Genomic DNA, 21,434 nt, shown 5'->3' with positions numbered 1-21,434 from the left:
TTTAAGCATGAGCTATCAAAATATATCGATTATTACAATCACAAGCGTATTAGGACAAAATTAAAAGGAATGAGTCCGGTACTGTACCGGACTCATTCCCAGAATATCGCCTAATAAAATAACCTGTCTAACTTTTTGGGGTCACTTCAGGATGAAGTGGTTTATTTATTGTTTATGAAGTTTATTTGGAGCCTAACCTCTGACCTCATCGCACAGCAAACTTTCCAAATGGTTTACTCGAAGATTGATATGACTGGGCTTATTCATATTTAATTATCTCCTTTCATCATTTACGGAATCACTTGTCTTAAGTCTAATTGCCATCAATACATCTTCCCAATAAAGCTTCATTTGTTCACGCGTATTCGGATGATCCAGATTTTCTTGATGGAAACTGATCGTTGTTTTGTCAGGGTTATCGGATAGCAGCCGGATTTGCAGCGTCGAAGGTTTCTCCCATTCGTTCTTCTCCCACTTTAAGCGAAGCTGCTGAAACGGTTTTACAACCCTAAATTCGCCAGAAATACCTTCAGAAGTCGTAAAAGTCTCTCCCTTGTGCAAATTTAAGAAAGATAGGCTGCCGAGCCATAATTTCAGCCCTTCGGAAGAGGTAAGAAACGCCCATGCCTCTTCTTGCGAAATCGGAAACGTTCTCCGAACACCAACTTGATAACCCACCGATGCCGTTTGACCAACTATTTTGCCTGATTCGGAATATTGTTTATTGCTCATTGCAACACCTCCCAAATGGTTGTTTGTACTCACTAACTAATGCTTAAAAAACTACGGAGTCAGAGCTCTAACAAACAATTCAATGCTCGATTGCATAAAATTTTGCTGGGTCACCTTAGTGATGGACGACGCACCAAACAGCTGTGTTATGAAAGCGCCATAATTCATCCACATGAAGGTAATCGCCTGTGTTTCCGCATCGGTTGCAATCAGTTTGTTCTTCTCCTGCATGTCTGCAAAATAATTCGTCAAGAGCTCCAATAGTTTCCGCGGATGCTTCTGCGCCTTCTCACGAATCTCGGCCAGCTCGTTGTCACTCAAAACAATGAGAAACAGTTTACGGTTTCGATCCATGATCTCATGATACATTTGGCTTATCATGAGCAAGTCCGCTCTCAAATCCCAAATCACTTTTTCATGAAAAATTTTAGTCATTTCAATCGAATAATGATAATGATCGACTGCTTTGTCCAGTAGATTTTGCTTGCTTCCAAAATTGCGGAACAAGGTCATCTCGCTAACGCCTGCCACTGCAGCTATCTCCTTCGTTGATACGCCTTTGTAGCCTTTCTCAGCCATTAAATCGATTGCAGCCAGCATCAGCTTGCTTTTATTGTCGGTGGTCATCCTGTTCTCCAAATCCTCATTTATTATAGTAGATCATAGAATTTTATAGTTAGTACTCACTAACATAATTTCATTTAGAATATCGTTAACTTTCAGAAATGTCAACAGGCACATTGTTCCTCCGATTGCAATGCCATAGAAATTTTCGTACCACCAAATAAATATGGATTGCTCGATAAACGCATTTTTGGATCTACTTACTCACTCCAATAACTGATATGCTAGCGAAAATAAATCAGTATTGAAGGAGTGGTTGAGAATGGATATGGTTCGTTACAAGATTAGAGAGGTGCTCGATAGCAACAAAATTAAAGCTTTCCTAAGCAAAGCGCGAATTGGCCATCTAGGCATGGTTGATGGTCAGCTGCCCTATGTTGTTCCGCTCAACTTTGTTTGGGCAAATGAGAAGCTTTATTTTCATGGTGCCGGAGGCGGGAGACGCAATCAGGTCATGAGTGTAAACCCTGAGGTTTGTTTTACGGTTTGTGAAGAATATGGAACCATTACTGATCCAGTACCGGCTAAGACAGACACAGCCTATATGAGCGTCATGATTTTCGGCAAGGCCGAGCTCATCGTTGATCTGGACGAAGCTACATATATGTTGCAGGAAATGCTCCACAAATATGTGCCTGGTTATTATAACCGCCCTTTGTCCAAACAGCATGTAGATAAATACAGGTCTGCTGTTTTCAATACATCTGTTCAGGTGTACCGAATTGATCCCCATCAAATAACAGCAAAAGAAAATCCAATTGAAGCAGAAAAAATGTACAAGTAAAAAAAGTATAATGGATGACTACACAGAAAAAACATTGCGCATAGTCTGCGCGTTTCCAGAAAGAAGGCTGAACGAACATGGTTCATTTCGTTGAACAAAATCTTAGATCCGTAAGGGATCAGATGGAATTGGCTTGCCTGCACTCAGGACGCAAGAAAGATGAAGTGAAGCTTTTGTTAGCGACAAAAACGGTTCAGCTTGAAAATTTGCACATTGCCATACAAGCGGGTGAGGTATTATTTGGCGAAAATAAAGCTCAAGAACTTCGTGAGAAATTCCCGCTTATGCAGCAGTACAACCAAGTAGAATGGCATTTTATCGGACATCTGCAAACGAATAAAGTGAAGGACGTTGTTAAATATGTCACCCTCATTCATTCTGTGGATCGTTTGAAGCTCGGAAAAGCCTTGCATCAGCAGCTCCTTAAAGAAAACAAAACTTTGGATATCTTGGTACAAGTCAATACATCATTTGAAGAAAGCAAATTCGGTGTTTTACCGGAATCTGCACTGGAGTTGGTTCAACAATTGTCTCATTTTGAAACATTAAATGTTAAAGGCTTGATGACTATTGGAAAACTGAATGCTACAAATGACGAGACTCGACATTGCTTCCGCTTATTAAAACAAATTCAATCACAGATTATAGAGAAGAAGCTGCCAAGGGTAACAATGGATATTCTCTCGATGGGCATGTCTGGGGATTTCAAGGTTGCTATTGAAGAAGGGGCAACCATTATAAGAGTAGGGACAAGCGTATTTGGCAAGCGATATTTACCGGATGAGTATTACTGGGATGAAACCGCACAAAAATCATCCAGAATGAGTAGAATAAAACAAGCTCAGCAGAAATAGTAGGAAACATGATCATAAATACAGAGACAGATTGACTCAGCTAAGAGACGGAGATGTTCGAATTATAGCAGCATCTCCGCAAGACGATAAATCCCTTTTGTTATTGCTGACTCATCTACTTTAGCAAAACCAAGCACCCACCCTTTTCGATTACTTTCCAAACAATAATGGCTAAGCGGATAAACGCGTACTCCGTTTTCTAACGCTTGGTTCGTAAAGGCTTGTTCGTTAAACGAGTCTTCCGCTTCTAAAAACATGTGTAATCCCGTTTCTACGCCGCTTAGCTTGAAACGTTCTCCTAACCCAGATGAGCTAATGGCTTTCGACATCGCTTCATGTCTGCGCCGATATACGTTTCTGACCCTTCTCATGTGACGCATGAAATACCCATGTTCAATAAAGTGTGTAAGCGTTAATTGCTCCATAATCGGAAGGTGACGATAAGTTAGCTCTTGGACTTGTGCTAGCTGGCGAATGGCTTTTTGGGGTCCAATGATTGCGGATATTCGTATACCAGGAGCAATCATTTTTGAAAAACTCATCATATACAATGTGTTCTGAGATTGCTGGCTAAACAACGTAGGCAACGGGTCGCCGCGATACCGAAATTCGCTGTCATAGTCGTCTTCCACAATCCAAAATTGCTGCTGAGCAGCCATATTCAGCAAGTGTTGCCTGCGGGGCTCCGACATGATCACCCCAACTGCACACTGATGTGAAGGCGTAACATAAACAAGCTTTGATTGTGGGTGAATGTGGTCTACCTGTAATCCGTAATCATCAACAGGGACAGGTACAACATTCATCCGCCGATATTTCATGGCCATCCATGCGGCGGGGAACCCGGGATCTTCTACGGAAACCGTTTCTCCTTCATTTAAAAGTGCTTGAGCGATCAAATCAAGGCTATGTTGTGCGCCCGAAGTTAAAATAATTTGATCGATATGAACGTGAACACCTCGCTCGAGTGACAGATAACGCCCAATCTGTTCGCGTAGTGGAACGAAACCATAAGCGTTGCCATATGTCCAACTGTCCAGGTCCGTTTCTTTCGAGGCTTGCAAAAATGAGTGTCTCCAGTTTTTCTGAAAATGTTGATCCAAATAAGGCTCATGGGGGCTGAAATCGATCTCAACATTTTGATATTCTTTGCCTCTAAACCAGCTCTGCAAATGACTGACTGCTTCGTTTAATAAAGGTAACTCTGGGGTGATAGGCCCTTGGGGTTTCACATCCTCTGTAAAACTTGTTCTGCTGGTCCAGTCACTCACCCTTGTTCCGCCGCGCCTTGAAGTAACCGTGTAGCCGCGACTAAATAATTCCTCATAAACAATCTGTATCGTTGAACGAGAGACACCCACTAATAGTGCAAGTTCACGAGAAGGCAGCAGCAACTCGCCTGGCTGCCATTTGCCGGTTGTGATGTTATGGATTGCTTGATCAAGCAGTTGTTGCCATATTGGACGCTTGTCCTCACGGTTAATTTTCAGCATCCTGTTCACCTCTAGTTGTATTCGGATTAATTTATGGATTGCTTTAATTTCTTCTAATAACCATTTAGCAACATTCCATTACTTAAAATACTATCATGCTTCTAGTTGCCCCAGCAATGTAGTTATAAAAAATCCGCTAAGTCAGGAACAGCTGACTCAGCGGACAAGTACGCTCTATTTTAAACTCTGTTTTCCCTGCTTATACATTAAATACACAAAAATGGAGTACCCTCTCTCTGCTTTATCTTATGTAAACTAAACCATACCCTGATATCAAACCGATTCCATACCACAATACTGCATTCAAATTTCTGCTCGCAATAAATAATTCGAGGTAGTTGAATTCTTGCCTCGGTTTCTACGATGACTACACAATGATGAAAATCTAGCTATAGAATTTAGATATGAAGCCTTTTGGAGTTTATTCCGAAAGGCTTTATTCATTATTTTCTAATGGAATATCATACACACAAAGATCAAAATAAAAAACGGCATCGCTGCCGTCTCTGTAGTGAAACTATCTAGGTATTCCGTTTCATTCCTTATCACATATTGTTTCCTACCAAACTTTTATCTTCGAAAGCCGTCGAGAGAACAATTAAGGTCGTTGAAAATCCGAATGGGCTGCACCTATCTAGAAAGTTGGTCATTGATTCTGTAGTTTCGGATAACACCTTCATTAAAAAGTTATACTCTCCGCTTATTCTGTAAAGATCGATAATCTCAGGGGATGATTCGCTGAATGTAATAAAATCATTGCAACAATTCGTTTTGAACAGTACAAAGGCAGTTGTATACAAGCCTAATTTATGAGGATTAAGCTTCGCACGATAGGCAGTTATCATGCCTTGCTCTTCCAACTTTCGAAGCCTTTCCGTTACAGCCGGCTGCGACATCGCAATCATTCTGCTCATTTCAGAAATCGGAATCCGAGCATTTTCGAACATTAAAGATAAAATTTTGGAGTCGATTTGATCCATTAACGAAATCACCTCATTTTTAAAGGTTGTGAACTTAGAAGAACTACATAATTTAGGTTTTGGATGCATTCTTCCTTAAGAACACTATGTAAATCATAGTTTTTATGCAATAAAATGTAAACACACATTTGAAAAGGAGAATGCGCTATGGCATTTACATTAAATGATCCCCTGCCTCTGAGAGGGTTAACATTAAGAAACCGATTAATTATGGCACCTATGCAGCAGTACATGGGTACTCCCGAAGCTTTTGCCGGAGCTCATCATGTTGAACATTACAGCCAGAGGGCAAAACATGTCGGGCTCGTGATCTTGGAATCCACTGCAATCTCTTCAAATGGGAGGTTGTGGGGAAATGATATCGGAATTTTCACGGATCAGCACGTGGAACCTTTTAAAAAAATTACGGACGCTATCCACGCAAACCAAACTCCCGTCTTTATTCAGTTATCGCATGGCGGAAGAAAATCTTCACCTGAAGTTACGAAAACATTAGTCGCACCTAGCGCGATTGCATACGACGATCATTATGGCACACCCGAGTCTTTGACAGTTGCAGGTATTGAGCAAATCGTTGAGGAATATCGTCTTGCGGCCAAACGAAGTATGGCAGCAGGGTTTGATGGCATTGAGATTCATGCAGCACATGGGTTTTTACTCCACCAGTTCTTATCACCACTATCGAATACAAGGCTGGATGCATATGGTGGTACTTCCGAAAACAGAACTAGGTTTCTAAAGGAGGTCCTCTATGCGATTAGAAGAGAAGTTGGCAATAACTATCCGGTTATTATTCGAATTTCTGCAACCGATTATTGCGAAGGAGGGTTAACCCCCATAGAGTGGGCTCGAATGTTAAAACCGCTCGAATCTGAATTGGATGCAATTCATGTCTCTACAGGCGGGAATATGCCAATGCAGCCTAGTGACGTATACAATGCTTATCAGCTGCCGCATGCGGCTGCGATCAAACAGCATTTCAACATCCCCATTATTGCAGTTGGAAAGATTTATACCCGCAGTCTTGCCAATCGTATACTCGAGGATCAACTAGCGGATGGAATCGCGATTGGCCGCCCTCTCTTGGATGATCCAGATTATGCCGAACAATTATTACTACCTGAGGAACACCCTAGTACCTTATAGCTAAAGGAGTGCTTATAAGATCGTTAGTCATACAAAGAGCCACCAGGGAAAACTGGTGGCTCTTTCCTTACGCTGGTTTTTCTCTAGAGCATTAACTTTCCGCTACAGATACTCCATTCATTACGAAATCAGTACCTCGGTTGTAAGTTTCCAGCGACAAACTATCATCAACTTTTCACCGTACAGTTCGGCTGTCAGCGTACCACCCATGTTATTCATCAGACTTTTGGCGATTGAGAGGCCAAGCCCCGATGTTTGGGCGGACCTTGCACGGTCTGCAGTGTAGAACCGATCGAACAAGAGGCTGACGTCGCTTCCAGCTAGTTCCTTCGCGTCGTTGATAATCGTCAAATCTACCGTGGATCGCTGCCGTTCTAAACAGATTTCCACCTGGCCGACCGCATACTTGACCGTGTTGACAAGCAAATTTTCAACAACTCTCCGTACAGCCGATTCGTCGGCGTATATGGTCATTTTTTCGTCCGGAAGCTGTATGTCAGGCGTAATGCCGCGTTCGTTGAATGCATCATAAAATTCGACAAGAATGTCGGTGATCAGGTTGGTCAGCTCAAGCTTTTCGGTTTTAAGGGAATAATCCAGCGATTCGATCACGGATAGTTCGAAATAATCGTCTAGCAATGCCTGTAGGCGCTTTGTCCGATTTTTAACAGTAGCGACGTATTCGAGTTTCTCCTCAGGCGTTATAGTCTCCACCTCCAACAGTTGGATGTATCCGAGAATGGAGGTTAGCGGAGTACGGATATCATGGGAAATGTTTACGGCCGCCTGCCGAAATTCATTTTCGATTCTTTTTCTATGAGCTTCCGCTTCGATGATGAAATGGGACTGACGATTGATCTGCCCAGCAAGCTGCTCGAGCTTCTGATCGAATAGAGCAACGTCGATTTTTTTACCAGTCAACCCTTCATTATAGCTTCGCAATTGATCCGTCATCCGACCTAACTCCCGCCTTAGCATCAGCAGATGGACAAACAGGAGAGCTGCTGCCGCCATCGACAAGATCGTCAGGATAAGCAACATGCCCTCCCCCTCCCATCTATTATTTAATATCCTTTCTGCGGAACACGAAAATACCGATAATAGCGGATAAGCCGATTGTCAGCAGCGGCACGAGTAAGAGCGTGGGCAAATCTCCGCTATCGATCCTAGGTTCACCGATTTGGCCAACCAGTTTGAAGATGGAATAATCGTACAACATACCAAAAAATTCGACCTTCGAACCTATGCCAGCCAAAACGATATCGATCACTAAAAAGAAAATCATTGTAAACCCGATCGTTTTGCCGCTGTCAGTAAGGATCACAGTGAACAGCGCACCAATGGCCGCGTAGGCCGCCGTGTACAATAGTGTCAGCCCAAGAGCTCGAGGTATGAAAAGAATGGTAGTTCCCTCAGGTAAATGACCAAAGCTTGAAAGCAGCGTGACTTCGACTGTGCTGACGATTGGAAAGACGAGAGAAATCAACATCGCACCAACTGCGAACACCGTCAGCTTTGCTGCATACAGTCGCCCTCTAGTGTTGCCCGACGAAGCAATTGTTTTCATGATACCTGTAGAATATTCATTGCAGATAAAGAAGCCAGCCAAAACAGCTACTCCGAACTTGATAGCGTAGGCATTGCTTGAAATAAAGGTAACCAAAAATTCGGCTCCCGTGAACTGAGTCTCTCCATTTGATCGATGATCAAAATAGTAGAGCAAGGGGTAAGCAAGCGAGATTAGGGCAAGTGCGATCAGCAACGTCCAGAACGATCTGTTCTTGCGGAGCTTAAAAAACTCTACTTTGATCAGATTATACATGCGAATTAGCCCCGATCCGCTTCGTGAAATAACTCTCCAAATCCTCACCCATGGGTGTAAACTTTTCAATTTCAAGGCCTGCGGAGAAAAGCAACGACGATATTTTACTTGGTTGCTCAATAGGACTATACAACTTTATGGCCCCATCCTGCATCACTTCGAAATCAGCCGTGCCCAGCTCATTTTGAATAACAGTTGTTGCCTTGCCCGGATCACTCACTTTGATATACACATACTGCTGGCATTTCAAATCCAATTCCTCAGCAGTGAGCTGCTCTAGTAAACGACCACGATGGATAATGCCATAATGGCTTGCCATTAAATGCAACTCGCTAAGAATATGGCTTGATATTAATATCGTAATGCCCAACTCACGATTTAATTGCATGAGCAGCTCCCGCATTTCGACGACGCCCATCGGATCCACCCCATTGGTGGGTTCGTCCAGAATCAGGAATTCCGGATCACCCAGCAAAGCGATCGCCAGACCTAGCCGCTGTTTCATTCCAAGTGAGAAGTTTTTCGTTATTTTCTTGCCGGTCCCTTGTAGTCCGACCTGCTCCAGCATCCTTGGAACGCATTCTTTGCCAGGAATGCCGCGCAGAATCCGGTTCGCTTCCAGATTCTCGCTGGCTGTCATCTGAGGGAACAAGGCAGGACTCTCAATAATGGAGCCGATTCTCTTGCGTGCTTGGATCAATGCCTGCTCTTCGCTAGCGCCGAACAGCTCAATCGATCCATCGGTTGGAAAAGCAAGTCCCGTCACAAGGCGGATCAATGTTGATTTTCCGGCTCCATTTTGTCCAATAAATCCATAAATTGAGCCTCTGCGGATTGACAAATTAACTTTGTCCAGCGCTGTATGGCCTTTGTACTTTTTGGATAACTGATTTGTTTTTAATACATACTCTTGCATCTTCGTCTTGGCCTCCTTTATGTGATAGACCAAGTATAGAAACAAAAACATAAGAGGTACTAAAGCCAATACTTAAGAATGTCTTAAGGTCTTAGCCGATAGCCCATGCCCCATACCGTCTCAATAAAATCGCTTCCTGGTGCCGCCTTGACCAGCTTGCTGCGCAAATTGCTCAAATGGACGTTAATGGTGTTGTCGTCGCCGTAGAAAGGTTCTTGCCAAACCCTTTCGTACAAATTGGACTTCGTGAACACCTTTTTCGGTGCCGACAAAAGCAATGAGAGAATTTCAAACTCTCTAGCCGTGAGAGTCAGTTCCGCCCCAGCTGCAGTAATCGACATAGCGTCTCGATCAAGTATAAGTTCCTTATGTTTTAGCATGTTAGGCTTAGGCGGTTGCGCGATTCGCGCATACATGCGAAGCTGGGAATCGATTCGTGCAGAGACTTCCTCAACATCAAATGGTTTAGTAATGAAATCATCCGCTCCCCCACGTAGGACAGACACTTTGGTCCGCGGCTCACCTTTGGCCGAAATGATGATTACCGGCATGTCGTCACGTCCGTCGAACCGCTTGAGCAGTTCTTCACCTGTCATTCCTGGCAGCATCAGATCGAGAAGCAACATGCTCCATTGGCGCTGCTCGAGATAGAGAAGCGCCTCTGTTCCTGAGTAGGCCGGCTGGGGTATATAACCGCTTTTCTTAATAATATTGCACAGCAATCGGCTGATATCGCTATCGTCCTCGGCAACTAGAATATGTATCGGATTGTTCATTGTTTCTCCTTATTTTTTCTATGAAAGAAGATGACCATGATTCGTGATTATCAAGCCGTTCAAACAAATGTGGTTTCTACGCGCCAGATGTTTTTACAATAAACGGTATATGTAATAGTATAAAATAAAACTAAAAAAACATCATCTATTCCTACAGAAAACCACGTCCAGAACGTGGTTGATTTGTTATATTGGTGGAACCTAGTGGGGCCTTCACCCTTGAGCGCATCGCTGCCAGCGATGCGCTCTCCTACGAAGTTAAAAGTACAGACATCTCTTAATATAGAATCCCTTGACCTTAACACTAATGTCAGGCGTTATAATGAAACTGTATCTTACAAGAAGGAGGCACATCGCATGAAAATCGGAGAACTTGCCGCCCGTACCGGGGTTAGCATTCGCTCGTTGCGTTATTACGAACAGCAGGGCCTGCTCGCTCCCGCTCGACAAGGGAACGGTTACCGCGAATACTCGTCGCTCGCGGAAGATCAGGTCTCTACAATAAAGTTTTATCTAGGTCTCGGACTATCCACGGAACAAATAGCCGGTTTTCTACAGTGCGTCTTAATAAACAAAGAAGCATTTTGCCGGGAAGTGCTCCCCATTTATCGGCAAAAGCTTGCGGAGATCGAAAATCAGATCCTTCTCCTGCAAAATATCAAGTTGAATTTGGAGGATCGCATCCACTCGATCTTGAATGAACGTCCAGTCGAGGAACTGAAAGAATGATTCTTTCAGCGCAATTTTATAGATACCGACTAATGAGAGTCTTTAGTGCGTCCTTAGACAAATAACCGATGAGTTTATCTACTGGAAGTCCGTTCTTGAACACAACGAGCGTCGGGATGCTCATCACTTTGAAGCTGCTGGTGGTTTTCGGATTATCATCCACATTCAACTTGACGATCTTCAAGTCTGGCATTTCTTTTTCTAGTTCTTCCAAAATCGGCGCAATCATTTTGCAGGGTGGACACCAGTTCGCCCAGAAATCGACAAGAACTGTCTCCGCCGATTCAATTTCGTCTTTGAAGCTTTCGTCAGTTACGTCTAAAATGGCCATCTTACACATCTCCATCCTTTCAAAATTCTTGCCGTTTGAATCGCCAATCGAATGGCGACATCAATTATTTCCGCCCTATGCTCCGGTGATTTATTGTGTCCTTCCGCTATCACATTCGTTACTTCACGTATACCGAACTGCCCTCCTTATCATTCAAAAATCATCACCTTTTCCGTGTGCTGTAATCATACCGCCTGACACTAGTGTCAGGGTCAAGCGATTTTTTAAAGTTGATCATTTATTTCAAGTTAGTCCAGCCGCTGTTTCTTTTTTGTCCAACGATTGATATAAACTACAATTACGTTGCAGACTCCCCACCGAGGTTCACCTATGTGCTCCGTCAATACAAAAAAGACACGCCTCACTTGGCGTGTCAAAGCAGCGTGATCTCCTTCATGTTTCTGTGCTTAGTCTAACAAATGATTATCGCCAAAATACCAAAAAATTATGGGAAATTGTATGAAAAAAATCTCTACGAATCCAAACTTACACGTTAATTCAGATAATATATATTATTTCAATTAATAAATTAAAAAGATTCAAACAAGTTACAAGGGGTTCAACTCCCTAGGTTGTCCACCAAATAAAAAAAAGTCCACGAAATAATTCGTCGACTTGACTGGCTTATCCTAATATTCCCTTATCCCGAACATCACACAGAGAAAACTAAACGCCAAACTGCTTTAAATGATGATCCAAGTGCTTATAGATACCGATGCCCCACTGCTCGGAGGTAAGCTTGCCGAAAAAAGGGTGGGGATGAGTCGTGCACCTCTCCGGTCCATTGCGCTGAAATAAGTCGGTTTTTTGTTTCAATAATTCTTTTTCTTTCTCGAATTCTCTTTCATCTGTAAATTTAATGGTCGGGATCGTTGACATATTGCGAGGCAATGTTTTGTCATTATACATTATTGGTTTCACGAAGCCTCCAATCACGACCCCAAGCCATCCTCTCTTTGGAAAAGAAACGCCCGAGGCAATGTTCTGGAATGCGGAGCAGTGAGCCAGCATTTGAGCAGCATTCATCTGCCCCCAATGTGGTTCTGAATGACCCTCTAACTTATCGATACGTGCTAAAATCTCGTTCGTATGGTTTCGATCAAAAATACTTTTCATTCATTGCCGTCCCTTCTCCTTAAATGAGCAGTTCATAGAAACCATATTGTTCAGAATTAATCCATATGAGAATCGGACAAGCGAATCATCCGGCTTTCCAGTCGAGTTTGTCATGATTGCAGGTTACCATATTGACAACCTTCTGTCGATCATCCACCTTACACTACGTCCACGCGGGTGAAATGATAGGGGTATTATCGCCCTGAAACGCAAGAAGATTACTATTATCATACAAAAAAGACTTCTGCATAGCAGAAGTCTCATGTCGGCTTAACAAGTCTATTTATATGAATGCAAGAGGCCATCGGTTCAAGCGCAGGGAGACTGGGACGAACGGGTACGACCTCAAGTTTCACAGTTAGGATCGTCTTCATCCAAAAAGCATTTCGTTCGACTTTTTTTTATTTTTCGCGAATCCAAACCGTCATTTCGCCCGGCTTCCGATTACCCCAGAATGCGTATGGCACAGCCAAGATTGGGACGCTCTTCTTCTTTCGTGTGACCGGCCTGTACAGGTCATCTTCCCAACAAAAATCTGAACGCAGCCCCTCTCCGGTTAACACGACAATACCGCCTAGAACATCTTCCTTATACACTGCCGTTAATTCAGAATCTTCGGGAAAGCTAATATCCGTAAGATCCGGGCCGTTGTCCACTTCCTCCATACAATAAACGAGCGGACCGTATTGCAAAGCGATTTTGCCAGCATTCTCGTGCACTTTGGGGTTCGACTCAATACGCTCGATGATCATCGGGAAATACAGCTTGATCTCGTCGTTTTCCATCCACGTTCTGCTGATACGCGCATATCCGCTCTTGACGATCGTATCCAGCGCTTGCAAGTTCCCGTTTACCTTGATGTAAGGATCTCTACACCATGAAGGGATTCGGAAAGAAAGCGTGCAATCGGTCGGCTCATCCGTTTGCAGTCGGATCTGGATATTTCCGTCCCATGGATAATGTGTTTCCGTATGCAATATCATCTTTCTTCCTTGAACATCGAATGTACTCTCATTGGAAGCATAAAGATGCATAGCGATGTCTTTGTCTTTTTGCGTAAAGAAGTAAGTATCCAAAGACGTTAGCAGCCGCGCAATATTAGGCGGACAACAAGCGCAGCCGAACCATGGCACGCGCTCGGTTTTGACGTGCTGCATATCGTAACGGTATTGAGTTACAGCAGGATGAACCTCCAATGGGTTGACGTAAAAATAACGTTTGCCATCTAGCGACATCCCGCTCAGCACCCCGTTGAATAGAACCCGTTCCATCACATCCCCGTATCGGCTGTCCGTTTCAATCTGGAGCATTCTAAATGCCCACATGGCAAGTCCGATGGATGCGCATGTTTCGGTGTATGCCGTGTCGTTAGGCAGATCGTAATCAATCGTAAAGCGTTCGGCATGACCTTGCGAGCCGAGCCCTCCCGTTATATACATCCGCTTGGAAGTCATATGAACCCATAGTTTGCGAAGCGCTTCGGTCAGCGTTGCGTCTCCGTATGCAATCGCGAGATCCGCCATAGCCGAATACAAATACATGGCACGCACAGAATGTCCTTCTGCCGTTTCCTGCTCTCTTATGGGGGCGTGAGCCTGATGGTAATCCAGATCGAACCAGCGATCCTTGGAAGGTCCGCCGAACTCGGGCTCCTCCTTCAGGAAACTCGGCTGCTTTCCACGCTCCTCAACGAAGTATCGGCTCAAATGTAAATACCTTTGTTCTTTCGTTGCCTTGAACAGCTTTACGAGCGCGAGCTCAATCTCCTCATGACCGCAGTACACCTGCATTTTATCCGAATCCGGACCCATAATCCGGTCTATATAATCGGCGTAACGGCACATCATATCCACAAAAGCCCGCTTGCCCGTGGACTCGTAATAAGCCACCGCGGCCTCGATCAGATGGCCCGCGCAATAAAGCTCATGCCCGAATGAAAAATCCTTCCAGCGCTGTTCCGGTGCAGCGACTGAAAAATAAGTGTTCAAATAGCCGTCTGACTGCTGGGCACGTCCCATCAGATCAACAACCGCATCGATGACGGCTTCGAGCTGCGGATTCGGAAAGTGCCGCAGGCTGTACGCGGCAGCTTCGATCCATTTGGCTACATCACTGTCCTGAAAAACCATTCCGTAGAAAGTTCCTGTCTGTTCTCCTGCCGAGATGCGGAAGTTTTCTACGGCGTGACTCGGTTCCGCGCCTTCGATTTCATCGTTCAGCGCCTTCCATTGATAGGGAATCGTTTCCTGGATAGTTTGCCGAACCCTGGGCTGCCAAAATTGGTCATTAAGCCTAACATTCATATCGATAATTCTCCTTTCAATGGGACAAAGCGACAATGATCCGAACTAATTTTTCAATCCGGTCATCGTGATTCCCTCTACAAAATACTTTTGACCAATCAGGTAGAAAATGACTCCTGGAGCAAAGGATAAGCACGTGGCGGCCATCGTCATCGACCAATCTTGCTTTAATTGACCTCTGAAATTGGTGAGTCCCAACGCTATGGTGAATTTATCGCTCGAATTAATGTAAATCATCTGTTGGAGCAAATCGTTCCACAAGCCGATGAAAATAAACAATGCGACGACGATCATGGCGGGCTTGATCGCTGGAATAATAATATTGAACAAGATGCGGAAGTATCCGGCTCCGTCAATCGTTGCCGCTTGGTCGAGTTCTCTCGGTATGGAGAGAATAAACTGTCTAATTAAAAAGATATTAAACGCGCCGCCTCCGCAAAAATATGGCAAAATCAATGGCAGATAGCTGTCATGTACCCCCAAACCCCGCGTCCATCCAATGTACAGCGGAATGAGGGTAACCATGGTAGGCAAAAGCATTGAACCGACACATAGGGTCCAGATCAACTGTTTCCCCCGAAACCGCAGCCTCGCAAAGGCATATCCGCACAAGGTGGCCGTAAACGTTCCCGCCAAACAGGAAGGAACGATGATTATCATCGTATTGCCTAGATATTTCCAAAATTTAAATACCTTCAGCGTATCTTCATAATTGGAAAACAACCAATTTCCCGGTAATAGGGATGGCGGATATTTGTAGATCTCGGGATTGGTCATCAGAGACGTACGAAAAATCCACCAGATCGGGAAGAGCACGATTAAAGCAAATAAAACAACGACTACAAACATAATCACGTTTATCGTTCGTTCACTGCGTTTCTTGCTCTTTAGTCTGACGTACGCTGCTTCACTCAATTGCCATCGCCTCCTTCAGAAAAGATCCACAGATTTGATGTCTTGAACAAAACACCGGTAAACGCGGCAAGGATGGCGAAAATTACAAAGGTCGTCGCACAGGCATAACCCAGCCTGTAATTGACGAAAGCCTGATCGTACATCAGATAAGTCATGAACCTTGAAGAATTGCCCGGGCCGCCATTGGTCAGAGAAAGAGCTGGCGTAATGACTTGGAGATTAGCGATCAGGCTCATCAACAAGTTGTAAAAGATAATCGGCGTCATGCAAGGCAAGGTGATATGCCAGAAGCGTTTCCATCCGCTTGCGCCATCCATCTCAGCCGCTTCATGATAGACGCTCGGAACGTTCTGAAGCCCGGCCAAAAAAATAACGATTAAGTTCCCCGATAACCAGACCGCAATCAAGGAAAGCGAAGGAACTACCCATCTGGAATCCGCAATAAAGAGAATTTTGCTCAACCCGATTTCGGAGAGGAGAAAGTTGAAGAAACCGAAATTCGCCTCGTAAAGCCAGGACCAACCTACGTATATAGCCGCAGCCGGCAAAACGAACGGCACATAAAATACGGCTCTGAAAAAACCTCTTGCCGGAATTTTACGGTTCAACAACATCGCGATGAAAAACGAATAAATCATGCTTCCGGCTACGGATAATACGGCGAAGTAGACCGTCGCGATAATCGAATCTTTAATGTACGGATCGGTGGTAAACAGCTTGATATAATTATTGAGGCCAACAAATTCGGGGTTGGCTAACCCTGTCCAATTCGTCATGCTGATTCCGAGCACCCCCAGAAGAGGCAGGTAGGTCAGGAAGATCAGTCCGAGGAAAGCCGGAATCAAGCATATATAAGCAACTCTTGCCTCGCTTGAGTAAAAGCGAGAACGACGCTTCAGCGGTTTGTTAATCGGTTCCATATCTCGCTCCCCACCTCATGTTTGAAGGAAGACCGCCACTTGCAATATATTGGCGGTCATTCCTCCTATCCGTTATTTATTGCCTGTATGAGCCGCATTCAAAGCATCGAGATTTTTGGTTATGGCTTCCTTGGCGGTCGTCTTTCCGGTCCAAACATCCCCTAGAGTCGATCCGAGCAAGGTGTTAAAGTCCGTCGTATGATTTGTATAGAACCACGATGCGGGTCTAGCGGCGGCGGATTGCGCATAATCGACTACCGCAGACTTGTATTCGTCATACGGAGGGAAGTTCGGATTGTCGACCCATTTATGGGTGAGAGTTTCATCCGTATACCACTTTTGCAGCGTTGGCATCCAAATGCCTGATGAGATGAGCCCCCAGTTGTTTTCTTCGGAATTGTACCATTTGAGCCATTCCATCGCTTCTTTCGGATGCTTGGTCTGGGAGAATACGACATTGGCGCCGCCCGTGTTTAGGGTAACTTTATCCTTCATATAAGGCAGTAAGGCAACGCCATAGTTCAAACCTTTCTCCTTGGCTGTATTTAAGCTGGTTCCTACATTCCACGCACCGTTTGTGGCCATGGCAACCGTTCCTGCAATGATAGTGCGCTGAATGCCATCATCGGTTTGACCAACCGACAACGGGGCAACATGATCTTTCAAGTATAGATCAGCAACTTTCTGAATCGCTTCCGTGCTGGCATCTTCTCCGATTCTCACTTCGTTCCCGTCACTCGAATAGAAACCGCCGCCATTGCTAAGCGCCCAGGTTTCCAACTGCCACGGTAGATTTTCAATAGAGGCGCCATACTGAACGATGCTTTGCGATTTAAAACCATCCTCGTCAGGATGTTTGCCATTCTTGTCAACCGTCAGCTTCTTGGCCGCAGCTACGAATTCATCCCATGTCCATGCTTGATCCAGTGCGGATGGTGGATAAGGCACATTCGCTTTGTCAAACATGTCTTTGTTGTAATAAAGGAGGAGGATTTCATTGGCAGCAGCATAGGCTACGGTTTTGCCTTGATATTTGTAGGCCAAGCTATCGAGCGGCTTGCTGTCGCTTCCATCGTACATGGAGCTCACATCATTCAACATGCCGTCGGAGGACCACTGTATGACGCCATCCTCCTTCAATATCCCCGTATCCGGCAATTGGCCTGCCGTTGCCTGTGTATTCAACTTTGTCATGTAGTTTTCCCAAGGAATTGCCTCCACTTTTACTTCGATTTTGTCTTGGGAAGCATTAAACTTGTCTGCCGCCGCCTGGACGGTTTTCCCTTCTTCTTCGCTACCCCACATCGAATACGTAATCTTGACCTTTTCCGTTTTGGAAGGCGAATTCTCCGGTTTACTTGAAGCCTCTCCTGCCGATGGTGTTGTATTTGTCTCTTTGTTACCGTTGTTCCCACAGCCTATTGCACTGAATGTCAGTGCAGCCAAGATTAGACCTACCCCAAGTCTTTTTCCTACTTTCATTGCCCCGTTCTCCCTTCATCAATTGAATGATGTTAAATGCTAATCGTTTGAATGAAACGTTTAGCCTTTCTACGCCTGACCAAACCGTCGTGTTTTTCCATTGCAACATGACATGATTCAGGAAAGCGCTTTAATAGAATTGTGACATGAAGTACCTTGAAAAAAAACAACATTTTCCAACCTGATTTTTAATATTTTCAACCTTCGTTCTTACGCCACCGATTTCCCGATATCGGGAAATCGAGCTTATGCCAGACGATCAACAGGAAACTCTTTATTTAAAAGACAACTATGAAGTATTATAAAAATAACAATATTTTCTACCTTGATATTCACGATTCCAATCTTAGGAGGAAACAGTGTGGACTCTACGATTCTTCATTTTATCTCACCACCGATTCCCTATTTCGTGGATTGCGGTTATGCCTATTACGAGGTAGGAGATACCCATATCGACCGAAATTGTATCAATGTATTCGATCTGATTGTCGTCCGCAAAGGGGTTCTCCCCATTGCCGAGAATGACCATAGCTGGGAAGTCAATGAGGGAGAAGGACTCATCCTTCTCCCGAATGCTCATCATTACGGCAATGCGCCCTGCAAAGCCGATACGGAAATCATCTGGATTCACTTTCAAACCTTCGGCAGCTGGCAGATGTGCCGCGACATGAACGAATGCCAGAGCAACCAGCTGGAATTGATCGAGGAACACAAAAAGTTAGCGTATGTCAATCACGCCGATGTCTGTTCCATCTTCCTTCCCAAGCACATGAAGCTGTCGACGAAAGCGTTGGAGGCGCTTGACACCTTCTTTCAGCAGGAGAATGAACCGCAGTCGCTTCGGAACTGGAAGCGACAAGTTTCCTTCCAGTTATTTTTGCAACATTTGGATCGCGATCTCGCTTCCCCCGCGAACGCCACCGCGATTCAGCTCGCCGAGCGGATCGAACTGTTCATCCGCCAGAACTATGCCAGCGATATTACGAACTCGGTGCTGCAAAAGAAGTTGAACTATCACCCCAATTATCTGGCTAAAGTGATGCTGAAAATGTACGGAATGACCCCAGTAACCTATCTTCAATATTACCGGCTTGAACAATCCAAACGGCTGCTGCTGCAAACCTCCAAATCTATTGCCCAGATTGCAGATGAAGTTGGCTTCCATCATATCTCGCATTATTCCACCTGTTTCTCCAAGAAAGAAGGTCTCTCTCCCTCAGGCTTCCGCAGTAAATTCGCCAAGAAGCGCTAGATGCAGCGAATCCGGAGGACGTTCCGCTACAGCAATACGAGAAGAGCGTTCAGCTTGCCTTCTCCGATTCCCGGCTTTCTGCACGACACAAAGCTGAAGCTCAGGCCCTAAAACCACCCAAGATGATTCGGGCAGATGGAGCTCGAAGGATTCGTGACCAAGCAAGCATAAGCCCAATCATTGCGCTGCCCACGAAAAGCCAGCTTTGCTGTGGGTATTTTCATCATATGTTCTCTTGTGATTTCGAAAAAAATACGCTATCTATTGAGGCCACTGAACAACCCACACATTTTTTCGGCAGTCCCTAGCAGAACATAAAAAAAGACATCCATTCTCATATTTTGGGAGAAGGATGTCTTTTTTGTGTACTAAATAATGTTACTTATCCTGTATTTAAATCAATTAATTTCAATATCCGCTTAAGAGTTACAGCGAATATAGTCATAGCTCCTTGCATCTCCATGCCAATCAGACCCGAGGATGTGGCTACATCATATAGATTTTAATCAAAGATCATCAGCAGAGAAGATAAAATATGAGGATTTTAATCTAGAAAAAAAACTTATTGAATCTATAGAGCAAAATCCAGATGATGTATTTTTGAAAGAGGTTAGGAAGTATTTAACGACGGGATATAGAAACGAAGTAGCTAAAAAAGAAATTACTGCTGGTGTATCACCGTCTTCTTATAAAACTTATATTATTGTTTATGATGACAAGACTGGTAAATCTCTAACTTTAGAAGAGTATTTAATTGAAAAAGAGAAAAGTTTAAACAAAAATAGGAACATAAATTCATTTAATGCTGCTGCAGCTCCGGCAAATGCAGTAATATTTAATGTATATCTCACTTCTAGTGTGGTAAATAAAACAATCACACATAAAGTAGTATATTCAAGTTATATTGGTAAAGCCCCAACTTCTATTTCAATATCTAATCGTCTTAAATCTTCTACCTCCAGAAATGGTACATACTCTACCGAAGCGACATCAAGCGAAACTATAAAAAAAGTACTAGACGCATCTGAACCTACTACAGTAGCTAGTACAAAATATTGGAAAGGCGATTTTACAGCACAAATCTATTCCGGAACGGTTTTAGTAAGTGTTCATAATGGTGGTGCCGATGTAGCTCAGCTTTACAATAAAAATGGGGTAGTATATCCACCATATACTGATCAACATTCTGGTATAGTGATGATAGAGCCAGCTACAACGAGTTGGGCTAGAGTTCCTTCAATTTCCTGGAGTGGCAGGGATGCATATATCAAATGGTATGAAACACAATATGGAGTTCCAAATTGGAATTGGGATGATTATCAAATTCATCATATTAGACCAAGAAATTTAGGTGGTACTAATGTATATTCGAATTTAATCCCACTAGTAAAAACTTTTCATACTGGAACGGTCAATCCGTGGTTTGCTGCCTATTAAGGAGGAGTTATTTGTGAGTGAATATGAGACTATAATCAAAGCTTTAATGTCTAGATTTAATGATAATGTATTAACAATTCAAACTTCGGGTGGAGAAACATATCAAACAATTTGTACTTTTAATCCACCAGCTTCGTTGCATGAAATTGAAAGCATGTGTGAATTAAAAAATTGGTCATTACCGATAGATTATATACATTTTTTATTATATACAAATGGTGCGCGATTGTTCGATGTTGTAAGAACCTATGGTGGATTTGAATTATTCAGTATTGATGAAATATTACAGAACCATTATGATTACATGCTTGACAACTGGATACCCATAGCAAGTCACCAAGGTGATCTTTTATTAATCGATTCTTCACGAACTGATGGTGATAATTATTTATTTTGGCGAGATTTCGGAGAGCTTATTGACCAACAAACCTTTTCTTTTAAAATCAATTTTAGAACGTGGTTTGAAAGGATTATACTCTGTCAGGGAGAAAGGTTTTGGTTGTGGCAGAATTAGTAGAGTATATAAAAAATTTATAATGGACTCAACGTTAAGAAGACTCTTGCTTTTTAAGCAGGAGTCTTCCGTATTTACTGATTTAACAAATGTTTATACAATCTCTTATAGACTTCATTTTAATTCTTCTACTCTCTCGCCGCATATTTTCTATGACGATAGAGGAAGTGCTACATTTTACATAAATCAGGAGCGGCTACGGTAACTTAGAAAGAATAAAAAGGGAGTAGAGCTAACAAGCCTTTTTCGCATAGAGCTTCCTCCTTAATTTCCATATAATGAATGGGACAAGTCGATCGGGACTGTAG

Annotated in this window: 22 protein-coding genes; 8 read left to right on the top strand and 14 right to left on the bottom strand. The window is 43.6% G+C overall.

The window, feature by feature from the left end; genetic code table 11:
- On the top strand, nt 1-114 hold a 114-nt coding region (locus tag AC1DOV_RS22510), incomplete at its 5' end, for an IS3 family transposase (protein WP_477551136.1).
- Between the two features lie 159 nt (nt 115-273).
- Here the strand turns inward: AC1DOV_RS22510 and AC1DOV_RS22505 are convergent.
- Together AC1DOV_RS22505 and AC1DOV_RS22500 are read right to left on the bottom strand one after the other, a co-directional pair.
- The gene (locus AC1DOV_RS22505; protein WP_477512834.1) at nt 274-732 is read right to left on the bottom strand and encodes an SRPBCC domain-containing protein; all 459 of its coding nucleotides are present in this window, start codon (nt 730-732) and stop codon (nt 274-276) included.
- 51 nt (nt 733-783) lie between these two features.
- Nucleotides 784-1,359, bottom strand: coding sequence for a TetR/AcrR family transcriptional regulator (locus AC1DOV_RS22500; protein WP_477512833.1), 576 nt, complete (start codon nt 1,357-1,359; stop codon nt 784-786).
- A 259-nt stretch (nt 1,360-1,618) separates the two neighbouring features.
- Between AC1DOV_RS22500 and AC1DOV_RS22495 the strand changes: the two genes are divergently transcribed.
- Nucleotides 1,619-2,140, top strand: coding sequence for a pyridoxamine 5'-phosphate oxidase family protein (locus AC1DOV_RS22495; RefSeq protein WP_477512832.1), 522 nt, complete (start codon nt 1,619-1,621; stop codon nt 2,138-2,140).
- Nucleotides 2,141-2,217: 77 nt separating this feature from the next.
- Complete coding sequence (locus tag AC1DOV_RS22490; protein WP_477551132.1) at nt 2,218-2,994, top strand: YggS family pyridoxal phosphate-dependent enzyme; 777 nt, start codon at nt 2,218-2,220, stop codon at nt 2,992-2,994.
- Between the two features lie 62 nt (nt 2,995-3,056).
- Here AC1DOV_RS22490 and pdxR read toward each other — a convergent pair whose 3' ends face one another.
- Both pdxR and AC1DOV_RS22480 read right to left on the bottom strand, forming a co-directional pair.
- Nucleotides 3,057-4,487: a MocR-like pyridoxine biosynthesis transcription factor PdxR gene (gene pdxR / locus AC1DOV_RS22485; protein WP_477551131.1), complete on the bottom strand. Its 1,431-nt coding sequence runs from the start codon at nt 4,485-4,487 to the stop codon at nt 3,057-3,059.
- Nucleotides 4,488-5,032: 545 nt separating this feature from the next.
- Nucleotides 5,033-5,467 carry an Lrp/AsnC family transcriptional regulator gene (locus tag AC1DOV_RS22480; RefSeq protein ID WP_477551130.1) on the bottom strand — a complete coding sequence of 145 codons (435 nt, stop codon included), beginning with the start codon at nt 5,465-5,467 and terminating at the stop codon, nt 5,033-5,035.
- Nucleotides 5,468-5,614: 147 nt separating this feature from the next.
- On the opposite strand from AC1DOV_RS22480, the gene AC1DOV_RS22475 reads away from it, so the two are divergent.
- The gene (locus tag AC1DOV_RS22475) at nt 5,615-6,613 is read left to right on the top strand and encodes an oxidoreductase (RefSeq protein WP_477551129.1); all 999 of its coding nucleotides are present in this window, start codon (nt 5,615-5,617) and stop codon (nt 6,611-6,613) included.
- 120 nt (nt 6,614-6,733) lie between these two features.
- Here the strand turns inward: AC1DOV_RS22475 and AC1DOV_RS22470 are convergent, their stop codons facing one another.
- The 4 genes from AC1DOV_RS22470 to AC1DOV_RS22455 all read right to left on the bottom strand — a co-directional run bounded on the left by AC1DOV_RS22470 (nt 6,734) and on the right by AC1DOV_RS22455 (nt 10,127).
- Nucleotides 6,734-7,654 carry a sensor histidine kinase gene (locus AC1DOV_RS22470; protein WP_477551128.1) on the bottom strand — a complete coding sequence of 307 codons (921 nt, stop codon included), beginning with the start codon at nt 7,652-7,654 and terminating at the stop codon, nt 6,734-6,736.
- 19 nt (nt 7,655-7,673) lie between these two features.
- A complete protein-coding gene (locus AC1DOV_RS22465) occupies nt 7,674-8,435 on the bottom strand; it encodes an ABC transporter permease (RefSeq protein ID WP_477551127.1) in 762 nt (253 codons plus the stop codon).
- Entirely contained in the window at nt 8,428-9,351 is a 924-nt protein-coding gene (locus AC1DOV_RS22460; RefSeq protein ID WP_477551126.1) for an ATP-binding cassette domain-containing protein, read from the bottom strand. Before AC1DOV_RS22460 ends, AC1DOV_RS22465 begins: the two co-directional genes overlap by 8 nt.
- An 83-nt stretch (nt 9,352-9,434) precedes the next feature.
- Nucleotides 9,435-10,127: a response regulator transcription factor gene (locus AC1DOV_RS22455; protein WP_477551125.1), complete on the bottom strand. Its 693-nt coding sequence runs from the start codon at nt 10,125-10,127 to the stop codon at nt 9,435-9,437.
- Between the two features lie 357 nt (nt 10,128-10,484).
- On the opposite strand from AC1DOV_RS22455, the gene AC1DOV_RS22450 reads away from it, so the two are divergent.
- The gene (locus AC1DOV_RS22450; protein ID WP_477551124.1) at nt 10,485-10,856 is read left to right on the top strand and encodes a MerR family transcriptional regulator; all 372 of its coding nucleotides are present in this window, start codon (nt 10,485-10,487) and stop codon (nt 10,854-10,856) included.
- Nucleotides 10,857-10,872: 16 nt separating this feature from the next.
- Here AC1DOV_RS22450 and trxA read toward each other — a convergent pair whose 3' ends face one another.
- The 6 genes from trxA to AC1DOV_RS22420 form a co-directional block, all read right to left on the bottom strand.
- On the bottom strand, nt 10,873-11,187 hold the full coding sequence (gene trxA, locus AC1DOV_RS22445; protein ID WP_477551123.1) for a thioredoxin: 315 nt from the start codon (nt 11,185-11,187) through the stop codon (nt 10,873-10,875).
- A 666-nt stretch (nt 11,188-11,853) separates the two neighbouring features.
- Nucleotides 11,854-12,303, bottom strand: coding sequence for a DUF1569 domain-containing protein (locus AC1DOV_RS22440; protein WP_477551122.1), 450 nt, complete (start codon nt 12,301-12,303; stop codon nt 11,854-11,856).
- Nucleotides 12,304-12,704: 401 nt separating this feature from the next.
- Complete coding sequence (locus AC1DOV_RS22435) at nt 12,705-14,606, bottom strand: glycoside hydrolase family 127 protein (protein WP_477551121.1); 1,902 nt, start codon at nt 14,604-14,606, stop codon at nt 12,705-12,707.
- Nucleotides 14,607-14,651: 45 nt separating this feature from the next.
- Nucleotides 14,652-15,521 carry a carbohydrate ABC transporter permease gene (locus tag AC1DOV_RS22430; protein ID WP_076270453.1) on the bottom strand — a complete coding sequence of 290 codons (870 nt, stop codon included), beginning with the start codon at nt 15,519-15,521 and terminating at the stop codon, nt 14,652-14,654.
- Nucleotides 15,518-16,441, bottom strand: a complete 924-nt coding sequence (locus AC1DOV_RS22425) for a carbohydrate ABC transporter permease (RefSeq protein WP_477512826.1) — start codon at nt 16,439-16,441, stop codon at nt 15,518-15,520. Before AC1DOV_RS22425 ends, AC1DOV_RS22430 begins: the two co-directional genes overlap by 4 nt.
- 72 nt (nt 16,442-16,513) lie before the next feature.
- On the bottom strand, nt 16,514-17,923 hold the full coding sequence (locus AC1DOV_RS22420; RefSeq protein WP_477551120.1) for an ABC transporter substrate-binding protein: 1,410 nt from the start codon (nt 17,921-17,923) through the stop codon (nt 16,514-16,516).
- A 361-nt stretch (nt 17,924-18,284) separates the two neighbouring features.
- On the opposite strand from AC1DOV_RS22420, the gene AC1DOV_RS22415 reads away from it, so the two are divergent.
- From AC1DOV_RS22415 to AC1DOV_RS22405, 3 genes are all read left to right on the top strand, one after another.
- Nucleotides 18,285-19,175, top strand: coding sequence for an AraC family transcriptional regulator (locus tag AC1DOV_RS22415; protein WP_477551119.1), 891 nt, complete (start codon nt 18,285-18,287; stop codon nt 19,173-19,175).
- A gap of 480 nt (nt 19,176-19,655) precedes the next feature.
- A complete protein-coding gene (locus AC1DOV_RS22410; RefSeq protein WP_477551118.1) occupies nt 19,656-20,612 on the top strand; it encodes an HNH endonuclease signature motif containing protein in 957 nt (318 codons plus the stop codon).
- Between the two features lie 13 nt (nt 20,613-20,625).
- A complete protein-coding gene (locus tag AC1DOV_RS22405; RefSeq protein WP_477551117.1) occupies nt 20,626-21,126 on the top strand; it encodes an SMI1/KNR4 family protein in 501 nt (166 codons plus the stop codon).
- Nucleotides 21,127-21,434: the final 308 nt, after the last annotated feature.

It is taken from the genome of Paenibacillus sp. 01T47, from assembly GCF_056398245.1.
The sequence above is the reverse complement of the archived record's forward strand: the minus strand, read 5'-3'. Positions and strand labels throughout refer to the sequence as shown.